Source organism: Chromobacterium sp. INPA-IVC (genome assembly GCF_059047085.1).
The window spans coordinates 376,124-388,623 of record NZ_JBTNLS010000007.1 but is presented as its reverse complement, the minus strand read 5'-3'; the positions used below and the strand labels follow the sequence as shown (position 1 = coordinate 388,623).

The 12,500-nt window shown below is 55.5% G+C and carries 10 protein-coding genes; 8 read left to right on the top strand and 2 right to left on the bottom strand.

Translation table 11 applies throughout. The annotated features are described in order from the left end of the window. A partial coding sequence (locus tag ACX17K_RS15595) for a type VI secretion system Vgr family protein (RefSeq protein WP_493775531.1) occupies positions 1 to 741 on the bottom strand: 741 nt, incomplete at its 3' end. Between the two features lie 448 nt (positions 742 to 1,189). Here ACX17K_RS15595 and ACX17K_RS15590 point away from each other — a divergent pair. From ACX17K_RS15590 to ACX17K_RS15560, 7 genes are all read left to right on the top strand, one after another. After that, positions 1,190 to 1,918 (top strand): hypothetical protein, encoded by a 729-nt coding sequence (locus ACX17K_RS15590; protein ID WP_493775530.1) that lies wholly within the window; start codon positions 1,190 to 1,192, stop codon positions 1,916 to 1,918. A gap of 213 nt (positions 1,919 to 2,131) precedes the next feature. Next, positions 2,132 to 3,487, top strand: coding sequence for a type II toxin-antitoxin system HipA family toxin YjjJ (gene yjjJ / locus ACX17K_RS15585; RefSeq protein ID WP_493775529.1), 1,356 nt, complete (start codon positions 2,132 to 2,134; stop codon positions 3,485 to 3,487). Positions 3,488 to 3,816: 329 nt separating this feature from the next. Beyond that, entirely contained in the window at positions 3,817 to 6,408 is a 2,592-nt protein-coding gene (locus ACX17K_RS15580; RefSeq protein ID WP_493775528.1) for a type VI secretion system Vgr family protein, read from the top strand. A gap of 12 nt (positions 6,409 to 6,420) precedes the next feature. Further along, complete coding sequence (locus ACX17K_RS15575) at positions 6,421 to 8,559, top strand: peptidoglycan DD-metalloendopeptidase family protein (protein WP_493775527.1); 2,139 nt, start codon at positions 6,421 to 6,423, stop codon at positions 8,557 to 8,559. Further along, positions 8,543 to 9,088: a hypothetical protein gene (locus ACX17K_RS15570; RefSeq protein ID WP_493775526.1), complete on the top strand. Its 546-nt coding sequence runs from the start codon at positions 8,543 to 8,545 to the stop codon at positions 9,086 to 9,088. Before ACX17K_RS15575 ends, ACX17K_RS15570 begins: the two co-directional genes overlap by 17 nt. A 51-nt stretch (positions 9,089 to 9,139) precedes the next feature. Continuing rightward, on the top strand, positions 9,140 to 9,823 hold the full coding sequence (locus ACX17K_RS15565) for a hypothetical protein (protein WP_493775525.1): 684 nt from the start codon (positions 9,140 to 9,142) through the stop codon (positions 9,821 to 9,823). A gap of 93 nt (positions 9,824 to 9,916) precedes the next feature. After that, complete coding sequence (locus ACX17K_RS15560) at positions 9,917 to 10,492, top strand: hypothetical protein (RefSeq protein ID WP_493775524.1); 576 nt, start codon at positions 9,917 to 9,919, stop codon at positions 10,490 to 10,492. A gap of 63 nt (positions 10,493 to 10,555) precedes the next feature. On the opposite strand, the gene ACX17K_RS15555 is transcribed toward ACX17K_RS15560, so the two are convergent. Further along, entirely contained in the window at positions 10,556 to 11,422 is an 867-nt protein-coding gene (locus tag ACX17K_RS15555; protein WP_493775523.1) for an MBL fold metallo-hydrolase, read from the bottom strand. 140 nt (positions 11,423 to 11,562) lie between these two features. On the opposite strand from ACX17K_RS15555, the gene ACX17K_RS15550 reads away from it, so the two are divergent. Continuing rightward, the gene (locus tag ACX17K_RS15550; protein ID WP_493775522.1) at positions 11,563 to 12,474 is read left to right on the top strand and encodes a LysR family transcriptional regulator; all 912 of its coding nucleotides are present in this window, start codon (positions 11,563 to 11,565) and stop codon (positions 12,472 to 12,474) included. The last annotated feature ends 26 nt before the right edge of the window (positions 12,475 to 12,500 follow it).

Below are 12,500 nucleotides of genomic sequence, written 5' to 3'. Positions count from 1 at the left end.
GCCGGGGACGATCTGGCGGCTGGCGTTCCAGTCGGTGAGTCCATCCTCTTCTTCCGTCGCGTCGCTGCGGTGGAAACGCACGCGCTCGATCTCGGCCGGCGGCAGGCTGTAGGCGTCGTCGAACACCGCCAGCTTGACCTGCGGCGCGTCGCCGTCGACGTGCTCGAAGCGCCAAGCGTAACCCTCTTCATGCAGCAGGCGGACGATGAAGCTGAAATCGTCCTCGCGGTACTGCAGGCAATAACTCCGCGGCTGCGCCGGGCCGACCTTGAACTCGATGGTCTGCGCGCGGGCGAACACCGGGTTGGCCGCCTGGTGCTCGTGGACGATCTGCTGGACGATGTCCGGCACGCTCAAGTCCTGGAACACCCGCGAGGTGCGGCGGTGGCGCAGCAGCGCGATCGGCGGCTCGATGGTCAGGCCGTACTGGGCGAAGCCGCCGTCGGAACCCATCAGCCGGGCCTGGCTGACCACGCCGCAGCGGACAGTTTCCTGGCCCTGGGCGTCGGCGATGCCGATGCGGGCGGACTGGCCGAGCAGGGTCTTGAGTTCGATGGCGCCGTCGGGGGACAGGCAGGTGAGTTGATAACGATAGGCCTTGGACACGCCTTCTTCGCCATCCAGGCTTTGCGGCAGCAGCTGCTCGGCGGCGACCTGTCCGCTGCCCAGCTCCAGGGTTAGCAAACGTTGATCTTGATTGAAAGCGGAAGCGAAACTGGAGAGGAGGCTGTTAAGGTCCATGGCTATCCGAACGGGAAAAGGAAAGAGCCCAGCAAAGGGCTCTAGAATTTGACGTACATAAGCAGCACGCTCATCTTAGATTGGCCATCTCGGCCTTAACAGTCTGACAACCATACCACGCCCAATTGCCTGACCAAAAGGACAGGTAGAAAGATGCTTACACGCAACTAATCTCTTGTGAATTATTTTAAAAGCATATTTAAATGACGGCAATTCCCACGCATGCGCTTATATGTGCTCAAGCGCTCCTTGGCACTTCTCGTACCCGCAGATAGATCGGCTACAACGCAAAACCCGCCCGAGTAGTGAGATGGCCTAATTCAGCTTGGGTACAGGATGCGCACTTACCATACGGGAGATCTGGATCAGCAAGTCCCGCCGCGCCCCCTGCCATGTCCATTTTAAATGCATAATCCAGACTTTCCCGCCTACCCTGCACGCACCTGCCATGGCCACACGCTCTCTGCCGCATACCAACAAGCGCCAGCCTAAAATCCCCCACACCAAGGTGGGGCTGTTTCTGCAGATACTGGATTTCTTGCTCAAAGTCGCCGGCCTTAGCATCACCTTGCTGGGCGTTCTGGCATGGATAGCCGGGACTTGCTATCGGTACGGATTCTGGGGAGCGGCCAACAATGCAGGACCGCTGTCCGCCTCTACATTGCAAGAAACCGCGCTGCACGGTTTCATTTCACCATTCGCCACCTGGATACGCGCCGTCGGAGCAATCTTGGTATTGAGCGTCCTCACGGCACTAAGCGGCCTGAGAGTAAAATTCAACCTCCCGAAGCCCGTTGCCTCCCGACTGCCTGCATGGCTAAGCAGCAGGATGGGGTATGACAAAAGTTACGCTGGCCTAGCCATGGGGTTCTTGGTGGTTGCTTGCCTTTTGTTTTCGGCTTTGCTGTATCCACTTGCTTACTGGGTCGTCAATTCGTATCAAGCTGGACAAGCGTTTTTCACCAAAACCACATGCAGCCACCGCCAGCAAAAGTCCTGGCCTAGCAACCTTAACCTGGATAATGGCAAGCTCGTGCATGGCTGGATACTGGATCGCACAGACAAAATGCTAATGCTGTCTGATGGCTATCAGATCTACACTGTATCGCTCGGCGATAAGATTCGGCTAATGGACACTACGGTGATCGATATGGATTGCAAGAAAGCCACCCCATAGCGACATTGCAACTTGGCGGTTGAATCACTCAGCAAATGAGCGGGTCTGTCTACAACCTGCCGTCTCCGATGGGGCAGTGGTAGCAAAAGCATCAAGCGTAGTTCCACAGCATCAAAAACCTATTCATGCTTACCACACAGATACAAGCAAGTCCTTGTATTTTATAGATTCAATATCTTATTATCTATTCAATTTCAATTCAAAATCCATTCCATGTCCGCAGAAACCATCCTATCCAGCCTGCAGACTGGCCCCAAGACAGCGGCTGAGCTTTGCGCCCAACTGGGCTTGAGCCAACCCACCCTGTCGCGCCGTCTGCAGGACGCCGGCGCCAGGGTGATCCGCGTGGGCCGCGCCCGCGCTACGCGTTACTTCGCCGTCAGACTGATAGGCGGGCATGCCGGCATTCCCATCTATCGGGTCTCTCAGGAAGGCCAGCTGGAGGATGTGGGCGAGCTGGCTGCCACCTGGCCCGGGTTTGCGCTGGTCCGCCCGGACGGCGCCTCCACACACTACGATGGCCTGCCTTGGTGGCTGAACGACATGCGTCCGCAAGGCTATCTAGGCCGGGCTTGGGCGCGGCGGTTTGCCTTGCAAAGCGCGGGCTGGTCTGCGGACCTGAAGGATTGGACGGATGAGCAGGTATTGCTTGCGCTGGCATCGGGCGAGGTGGACATGCCCGGCAATCTGCTGATTGGCAATGAAGCGCGCTCGCGGTGGCTGGCGGGAACACTCGCCGAAGTCATTTCCCCAGATGATAGGGCGCGTTACTACTTGCACACGGCCAAACTGGCGGAAAGCGGCTCGCTGCCCGGCTCAAGCGCGGGCGGAGAGCAACCCAAGTTCACCGCCTGCGTGGCGGGCCGCGAGGTGTTGGTCAAATTTTCCGCCTCCAGCGATAACGAGGTAAGCCGCCGCTGGCGGGATTTATTGCTGGCGGAACATATCGCGCTGCGCTTTCTAAACGCCCGTGGCTTTGAAGCGGCGCATAGCGAGGTGGTAGACATTGGCACCCAGCGCTTTTTGCAAATCTGCCGGTTTGACCGCAACGAGACAGGCGGCCGCCGCGGCATGGTAAGCCTGCATACGCTGGACGCGGAGTTTGCCGGACTGGGCGCGGGCACGTGGCCGCAGATCACGGCGCAGCTGCTGAGGGAACGATCGCCACGCAGCCAGCGCCCCATCATCACGCCGCAAGCCGATGAAACGGCAGGCCGGCTGTACGCCTTTGGCACGCTCATCGGCAACACCGACATGCATGCGGGCAATCTGGCCTTTTATCACGACGGCGCGCTGCCGCTTTCGCTGGCCCCGGTTTACGACATGCTGCCCATGGGCTTTGCCCCCAAAACCGGCGGCGAAATGCGCGATGCGCTGCAACCATTCCGCCTCCCCACGCTGCCGCGCGCCACGGTCTGGCATCAGATGCTGCCGCTGGCTTGCGCTTATTGGCAGGAGGTGATGGATCACCCGCTGGCCAGCCCCGCGCTGACATCCATTGGCGCGAGTCAGCAAAGCTGGCTGGATACCGCAGTGGAGCAGATCAGGCGGGCAGGCGGCGCGGGCTAATCTCTGTGGAGACATCGCCACGCCGCGAAAATCGCGCAGACCATCACCTGGCTAGCCTCCTCCGACTCACCTTGCACCACAGGCTATTGCTTGGTTGCTACTGGATAGCCGATGCCAGCCCCTGAAGGCTTGCATTCCGGTCTATGCGGTTCATCCCATCTCAACATACGCTTTCGCCTCTCCAGTCAAACTCCCAGTTCTTTAGTGCAAGTCCGTTGATTTCCTGCCAAAGCTCGCTTGTGACAGCCTTCACAAGATCAATAGAATCCTAATCTTCTTCCCACTCAATGACATGCCTTCGCCCGAAGGTATCTTCGTCTGGAATGCCGATGGATCTGAACGCATTGTTGTCCAGCTTTGCTTCCGCCTTTGGTCAAGATCACCGGATGCTGACGCTGCAACTTGGCACCGGCCAGATAACCGCTGAACAACTGTTGCCACTCAATCTGGACGGCGAGGAAGGCCTGTCCCGCGCCTACCGTTACACGCTTGCCTGCCTGTCGCCTGATGGCAATATCGAGCTCAAGACTTTACTGGGCCAACCGGCCCGGATTGGCATTGCCGATGTGGACGGAGACGAGACCATCCGCTGCGGCGTGGTCAGCCAAGCCAGGCTGGCGGGCTCGGATGGCGGTTTCGCCAAATACGAGCTGACCATCGAGCCGCCCTTCGCGCTGCTGCGCCATCGTCGCACTTCTCGCGTATTTCAGGATTTGTCGGTTCCGGACATCGTCAAACAGATCCTGTCCGAGCATCAGGCAGCCAATCCCGCCTTCGCCCGGGCGCAGACGCTGGACATCCAGGTCAAGCCGGCTCAGCTGCGCAGCTACACGCTGCAATATCGCGAGAGCGATTTCGATTTCATCGTCAGGCTGCTGCATGAGGAAGGCTACGCCTGGCGATTCGTGCATCTGGATGACGATGGTCCGCAAGTGGAACTGGCCATCTTTGACGATGCCCACAGCCTGCCGGGCTCCAAGCTGGAACGAGTGTGCTTCCATCGCAGCGATGCAACAGAAGAAGAGGATGGTCTCACCGGCTGGGAGGCCGCGCGCCAGATCGTGCCCAGCGGCACTGTGCTGGCCAACTACGACTACAAGCCGGTCTACACCCAGCAAAACCGTGACGACAGCCATATCGACCAAGGCCAAACCGGCCAAGCCCTGCAAAGCAGCCTGACGCAATACGACGCGCCGGGTTTGTACTATGCCGGCGATGAGGAGCAACTGGGCCATTACGCCGAGCTGCGGCAGCAAGCCAATGATTTGCAGGCCAAATCGTTCAGCGGCAGTGGATCGGTGCGCGGGCTGTTGCCGGGCGAGTGGTTCCGTCTGGACGACCATCCAGCGCATGACGGTGACGCGGCGGAGAATCGTGAATTCGTTGTCACCGCTCAAAGCTTCCAGGTCCACAACAACCTGCCGACCGACTTGGCGCAACATGTCGGCACAGACCAGAACACCGCCCCTTTCGCCACCTCAATTCAGACCCAGCGCCGCGGCATTCCACTGACGCCCGCGTTTGCCGATACCGAGCACGCCAAGCCAAAATCTCGCGGCGTGCAGACCGCCACCGTGGTCGGCCCCGCCGGCGAGGAAGTCCACACCGACGCCCAGGGCCGGATCAAGGTGCAATTCCACTGGCAGCGGCCGGACGAGCATCCCACCATCGGCGCGGCGATGGATGACAAGTCGTCATGCTGGGTCCGAGTGGCGATGCCGTCAGCCGGGGCAGCCTGGGGCCACCAGTTCATCCCGCGCATCGGCCAGGAAGTGCTGGTCGACTTCATCGAAGGCGACATCGACCGCCCGGTGATCACCGGCGTGTTGTACAACGGCAGCCACCCGACGCCCGACTTCAGCGGCGCAGGCGCGCTCCCGGCCAACAAGACCCTGTCCGGCATCAAATCCAAAGAACACCAGGGCGGCGGCTACAACGAGCTGCTGTTCGACGACACCCCCGGCGAAGTGCGCGCCAAGCTGTCCAGCGAATCAGGCAAGACCCAGCTCAACCAGGGCTACCTCGCCCACCCGCGCAGCAACGGCAAGGCCCAGCCCCGCGGCGACGGCTTCGAACTGCGCACCGACCACCACGGTGCCATCCGCGCTGCCCACGGCCTGCTGCTGTCCACCGAGGCGCAAAGCGGAGCCGGCGGCAAACAACTGGCGCGCGAACATGCGCAAAGCCAGCTGCAATCCGCTGTCGCACTCAGCCAGGCGCTGGCCGAAACCGCCACCGGCCAACTGGCCGACATCATGGAAACCGGGCCGGACGGCATTGGCGACGACAACGCCAAAACCGGCAAGAAAGCCGCCGGCCACGCGCAGCACCAGCTGGATGCCTTGGCCGCCTGGGAGGCAGGCACCAATACCGATAAAGACGGCAAAACCGCCAAGGATCAAGCCGGCCAACAGCCGCAACTAGTTCTGTCCGCTCCAGCCGGCATCGTAAGCACAACCGAACTGAGCCAGACGTTGGCAGCCGGAACCAATCTCAACCTAGTTGCCCAACGCGACGCCAACCACACCACCGGCCGCCGCTGGATTCACAATGTCGGCAAGAGCATCAGCCTGTTCGTAGCGGGGGTGAAAGACAAAGTGGCGCTGAAGCTGATCGCCGCCAAGGGCAAGGTGCAGGTACAGGCGCAAAGCGACGCGATGGAGATCACGGCGGATCAGGATGTAACGATTACTTCATGCAAGGAAAGGGTTGTCGTCAACGCCAAGCAAGAAATCCTGGTCACAGCCGGCGGTGGCTATATCCGCATCGCCGGTGGCAATATCGAGGTGCATTGCCCCGGCACCGTCAGCGTCAAGGGCGCCAGCCACGATCTGAGCGGACCGGCCAGCATGAACCCTCCGCTGCCAACGCTCCCCAAAGACAAGTACACCCCTCCCAATACTCATCCGTTCTCGGAATAAGCGGATACCAGCATGATTATCAGCCCTCCCATTCTCAAAACGCCCCAGGGCAACGCCAGCGATGAGCAATGGCTTGCCAGCCTGATGCCATTCTCCTCACGTGGAGGCTTTCCCATCGCCAGCCGCATGGCGTGGCATGGCGGCCAGCACATCGAACATACGGACACCGGCGCGCACGGCGAACCGGTGCGCGCCATCGCCGACGGCGTGGTCGTATACAAGAGAACGCCCTCGCCCGATGCCGACAAAAAGCCCCTGGCTTACCAGGGAGAGACCGATAACGGCTGCGTGGTGATCAAGCACAGCACAGAAATAGGCGAGGGGCCGGATGGCCAGATCGAGTACTACTCCATCTACATGCATCTGAAGGAAGTCTTCGTCAAAAACAAGCAGCCGGTAAACCGGAAGGACAGCTTGGGCAGCGTAGGCAGCTGCAATGGCAAGAACGCCATTCATCTGGAAATCATTTGCGACGACGCCAACCTGAAAAAGATCGTCGGCAGAAGCTCGGGCAAGCTGGACATCAGCACGGATGGCCGGGACAAGATCATCTACGGCGACATGCATTTCTACCTGCCGCCCGGCACACCGTTCTACGCATCCATTGCCTCGCCGCAAGCGCCCACCGGCAGCGGGGCGCCTGTTCATACCTCCACGGTGCCTTTGTTCGTGACGATGCGATTCGAGCGCGGAAAGTGCTTGCTGACCACTCGCCAGGAAGACCCACAACAAGAAGGCTTATACGTCGAGTTAGACCAGCCGCTGGCTGATAGCGATGACAAGTACGAGTACAACCTTTACAGCAAAGCGGCCGCTCTAGGCGATGCCTTTCATATCGCGCCGAGCGCCGCTTATGAACTGCTTCGCTTTGGCCGGGTTATCAATACTGAAAACGAAACCCCCATCGCGGCGGGAGCCGTTCCACACTGGCACAAAGTCAACTACCCAGGCGGACAAGGTTGGGTCGATCTGAATGCGGCGGAGATCAAGAAGTTCAGCGATGCCGACTTTCCTCACTGGTCAGGCTGGAGCTTGATTGACGACGATCCAACACCTGACAGCCAGTGCAACTCCCCAGCGCTTGAAAAGTGGATTGTAGGTAACTCAGGAAAGAAATTGACTGCCGATGCCCTATCAGCAGCGCTCGGAGATGCAAAGATACAATCCCGGCTTTCACGAGCGATCTGCAAGTTCCCAACGGAATGGGAAAAGGGGCAGATTGATACGCGATATGATTGGTTGAAGAAAAAAAGCGACGTATTGGATGAGCCCATGACGGAGGAGCTGTATGCTGATTTCAAAGCCTATGTCGAGGCGCTGTCCTTCTGGGAGGAGGCTGGCTTAGAGCTAAATAGTAACCATTGGCACTTTCCCCCAAGGTCATTTATGTTACATCACCGACGCAATGGGTGGCTAAGCAAAGAGGAACTTAAAAAAATATATCCCGATCAGTTATACAACAAAAAGGAAACACCTGATCCTGAAGAGCTAAGAGAAAAGTACCGCAATCTCATCAATCGAGTGGTCATAAAATACTTAATTGATCAATCAAAAACAAGAATGACTCATTTCTATGGGCAAGGAGCTGTTGAGTCTTTTTTTCTCGCCAGAATGCAAGAAGCTTCTGTAACCCCATCGCGCAATCCAAATCACCCCAGCGTACTCCCTGAAACCAATGGTTTTTATAGCAATGCTAATGATTCATGGTACTTTAAATACAACAATAATAAAAACCTCTCCAACGGCCCTGCCCCAGATGGAGTGAAATACAGGGGGCGTGGCATGAAACAACTAACAGGAAGACTAAATCATAACGGGTATTGGATATACAGAGGCTGGAGAACAGTTCCACTTAAAACAGCACAGACATGGCAAATATTAACTCATGAGCAGATCCCAGACATTTCCGATCCTCAACGCATTAGCATCATTCCATTCAACTGTATTGATGCAGGTGGATTTTATTGGGAAAGAGGGGCTAGAAGGGCCGGCTATAAATCAATGAATAAAATAATAAATCAGAATGATGTTTCCGCTCAGGCGATTACTTCAGTCTCATTTGCACTAAATGGTGGCAACATGGGGTTAGATGAAAGAATAAAACATACAACACGAATCTCACTGGAGCTTTTAGATGTTAAGAAAAAGTAAATTCCTTATAGCTGCATTTCTCCTATCAGAACTTTCCTTAGCAAATGGGAAGGTATGCATTGAAAATACTCAATTTCTCTACCCAGAAAAAGACTGGATAGAAGAAGGGGAGAAATTAGTAAGGAAGAATAGTCCTCTTGTAAATCAAGACCTATACATTAATATCACAAACAAAGAAAACCCAAACATTAGACCTATATCAGATTCGGACGCACAGGATGGACTTGGCATTAAGGGCAGTTGGTATCTAGGAGGTGTTAATGGCACATCAGGCCCTGCCATACTAACTAGAAATAATGGTTTTTCTATCTACGAAGCAACGGAAACATGTGGCATAACATACAAGAATGGCATGTCAGGAACGGGACTGTGCTATAGCGCCAGAATAATAGGGAAAAACTCTGACTTAGAAATAAATGCAGGATCAATTTCTTTCGAAGAATTGAATAAATTATCCGATGCCTACAAAACAAAGTCCATTGCAAAATTTAGAAAAATTGTTTACTCAGTAACTGATGGTTGCAAGTAAAATTTTGCACCAACTTAAAGAATATATCAATATATATTTAAAGGATAAATATTGCTAAAATATTCTATACCCTACTTGATTTTATTCTCACCATTATATTCATCAATAATACTAGCCACTGAGTATGATCATGCATCAAAAATTGGTGGATATACTTTCACATCAATTTCAAGAAATACTGTCTTCGCCACAAAAAAAGATCAAAAATGCACAATAACAAACTTAACATCAATTCCAAGAGCAGACTCTAGGTTACCTCTTAGGCTCAGCAATGATGAGGAATACATCATATTATCAGAGCATGATTATATACCCCAAAATGCACTTAAGGCCTGTATCAATCAGGCAAAAGCCTCTTCTATAAATAGCCTCCTCTTTGACATCAATAAAAATAAGGGATTAATACTAAGCGCTGATATATTCTCAACATCTCCTGAGGGTTACTTGGCAGATTTGTATGATACAAAGTTAAAAAAGAGTATATTGCAAGCAAAAGATTTTTTTAACAAGAAAGCATCAATAAAAAAACAGATAGCAAATGTATTCACTTTAACCAGCAATGGAATCATCTCAAAAGATGGTCGATATATTTCTGTTAATGGGGAGCCAGATTGCACAGGCGATTCATATCCAGGTGTTTATGATATAAAAACAGGAAAGCAGATTAATCGTACCGTAATGGGCGAACCAGACAGCGACGCTTTAGATCTTGCTTGCAAAAAACTTTTTAAATAACGCTCTAAAAAGGACTCATGACTAAGTTCATGCTACTCAGCAGTATGAATTTATATCAACTCTTTGACAAAACATTGCCATTAAGTACAAACCATGCTTAGTAAACTATCTTTCCTTGCATCACTAGCTCTGTTTATTATCAATACAGCAAGTGCTGCCAATACAAGGCATATAATAGAGTCTATTAAAATAGATGAGAAAAGATCACTCCTTCTAGAGTACAAGGAAGCTTATTACGAAAAAATCAGCCTAAGAAAGGAAGGGAAAGATATCTCAGACATAACAATGGAGATACCAAATGGCCGTGACCCGAGCAAAATCGGTGCCGAAAAATACAACAAGTTTCTTTTTTCGCAACCTATAAAGAATAAAAATAACTTTTTCATCCCTACTCTTTTTGCTCTTAGAACCAATAGCGGCTCCACTAATGGCCAATGTGGATCAGGAATAGAAATATGGCTTAAAGTAATTGCAGTACAAGGTGATTTGATCACCATAAAAAGCAATGAGCTTGTGCAGAGTTGCGAAAATGATATTTACTTACAAGATAATGGTAATGGCAAGATAGAGGATGCGTTTCAAGAAGATGATGGGAGAATTATTGTAAAATGGCTTAGCCATCCCAAAAACAATGGCGATAGCTATTCTCAATCCATTCAACTTGATTAAAACTACTGCGCTGCTTCTCTGCTCGATACCTAAAGCCACTCAATACTAAGCAACCTGCCGATTTCACAGAAACCGCCACTCATAGCCATCCCCCTCCCGACTCACCACACCAGCCGACGACGCGCCAAAGTGGGCGGTAAACACGGTGGCTTTGTGCTCGCTGGCGCATTCCAGCAGCCAACGGCGGGAAGAGCGCGCGCCGTCTTGTTCCCGGCAGAAGGCTGAGTTCCATTCCGGGTGGTAGACCTGCACCGGTGAATGCATCGCGTCGCCGGTAAAGATGGCGGTTTCGCCGGCGGAATGCAGCGTGATGGACATGTGTCCGGCGCAATGCCCGGGCGTGGGGTGGAAATGGAAGGCCTCTTCGTAATCGTCCCCTCCCGCGTGGATGCCAATCCCCTGACCGCTGGCCAGCACCGGGGCCACGCTGTCGTCAAACACCATGCGGCGCTTGTCGGCCTCCGGCGTGGCGAAGAAGTCCAACTCGCCCTGCGGCATCGCGTAACGGGCATTGGGGAAGGTGGGCACCCAGCGGCCATCCACCAGCCTTGTGTTCCAGCCGACATGGTCGGCATGCAGATGGGTCAGCAGCACGTGGTCCACGTCTTCCGGCTGGATGTTCAGCATCGCCAGACGCTCCAGAAACGGCGTGCGCAGCCGGTGGAACAGCGCGTTGAACGGCCGCTCCTTGTCATTGCCCAGGCCGGTGTCGATCAGGAACACCTTGCCGCCCAGCTCCACCACCCAGGTATGCACGCTGAGGATGATGTGCTCGCCGCTGTCGTCAAACAGCGCGCGCAGCTGCGGCTGCTCGGCCAGCACGCCATCGCGCCAGTCCGCGTACAGGTAGGCCGGAGTGATGCCGGAGAGCAGGGTGTCCGTCACGCGCGTTACGCGCGCATTGCCGATGCGGTAGGTTTGGGCGTTCATCGTGGCTCTCTTGATCGTCAATGCGCCGCCTGGGCGGCGCCGGGTAGAGCTCTACTATCCCGGAAAGTACTCATGCTTTCCAATGCCGATTTATGAATTTGTGATAAATTTCAGGCATCACTGGCATTGGAAAGATCATCATGGAGCTGCGGCATCTGCGTTATTTCGCGGCGGTGGCCGAACACGCCAGCATGCGCGCCGCGTCCGAACGGCTGCACATCACCCAGCCGGCCATCACGCGCCAGATTCAGGACTTGGAGGAAGAGCTGGGCTTCGCGCTATTCACGCGCTCCCCCCGCGGGCTGCGGCTGACGCCAGCGGGCGACTGCTATCTGCGCGACATCCGCCGGATACTGGCCGCGCTTGACGCAGCCGGCGCGAGCGCGCGCCGGGTGGCCGACGGCGCGGCCGGCCAGCTGCGGCTGGGCTATGTGGAAAACACCGGTTGGGATGGCGTGGTGCCGCAGGCGCTGCAACGTTTTCAGGCGGAAACGCCGGCCGTGAGCCTGTCGCTGTCCACGCTGAACAGCCCGGAACAGTTCGCCGCCATCGATCAGGATGCGCTCGACGGCGGCTTCGTCTACCAATTGGGCCCGCTGCCGGATGGCTTCGACGCGCTGCCGCTGCTGACGCAGGACGTGGTGCTGGCGCTGCCCCGCGCCTGGCAAATAGCGCACGACGAGGCGCAGCCTTTCGACCTGCGCGCGCTGGCCGGACGGCCCTTCGTCTCTTTCCCCCGCGCGGTCTATCCCGAATACCACGACCGCCTGTTCAGCGCCTGCCAGCAGGCCGGCATCCGGCTGGACGTGGTGCAGGAACAACCCACCGAGGCGGCGATGCTGTCGCTGGTCTGCGCCGGCGTCGGCGCGGCCATCGTCAATGCCGCCAATCTGGCGCGCCCGCCGGCGCAGGTACGGTTTTACCGGCTGCGGAATCTGTCGGTGCCGCTGCCGCTATGCTTCGTCTGGAAACAGGAGGCAGGCAACCCGGCGCTGGCGCGCTTCATTGGAAGCTTGCGGCAAACTATCGCGAAGCCGCAGTCCCCGCCATGAAGAAAACCACGGCCCGCAATCCGTCG

Coding starts and splice junctions, on each gene's coding strand:
- ACX17K_RS15590 (WP_493775530.1), top strand. CDS start 1,190: ATGGCCACACGCTCTCTGCCGCATACCAACAAGCGCCAGCCTAAAATC.
- yjjJ (WP_493775529.1), top strand. CDS start 2,132: ATGTCCGCAGAAACCATCCTATCCAGCCTGCAGACTGGCCCCAAGACA.
- ACX17K_RS15580 (WP_493775528.1), top strand. CDS start 3,817: ATGGATCTGAACGCATTGTTGTCCAGCTTTGCTTCCGCCTTTGGTCAA.
- ACX17K_RS15575 (WP_493775527.1), top strand. CDS start 6,421: ATGATTATCAGCCCTCCCATTCTCAAAACGCCCCAGGGCAACGCCAGC.
- ACX17K_RS15570 (WP_493775526.1), top strand. CDS start 8,543: ATGTTAAGAAAAAGTAAATTCCTTATAGCTGCATTTCTCCTATCAGAA.
- ACX17K_RS15560 (WP_493775524.1), top strand. CDS start 9,917: ATGCTTAGTAAACTATCTTTCCTTGCATCACTAGCTCTGTTTATTATC.
- ACX17K_RS15555 (WP_493775523.1), bottom strand. CDS start 11,422: ATGAACGCCCAAACCTACCGCATCGGCAATGCGCGCGTAACGCGCGTG.
- ACX17K_RS15550 (WP_493775522.1), top strand. CDS start 11,563: ATGGAGCTGCGGCATCTGCGTTATTTCGCGGCGGTGGCCGAACACGCC.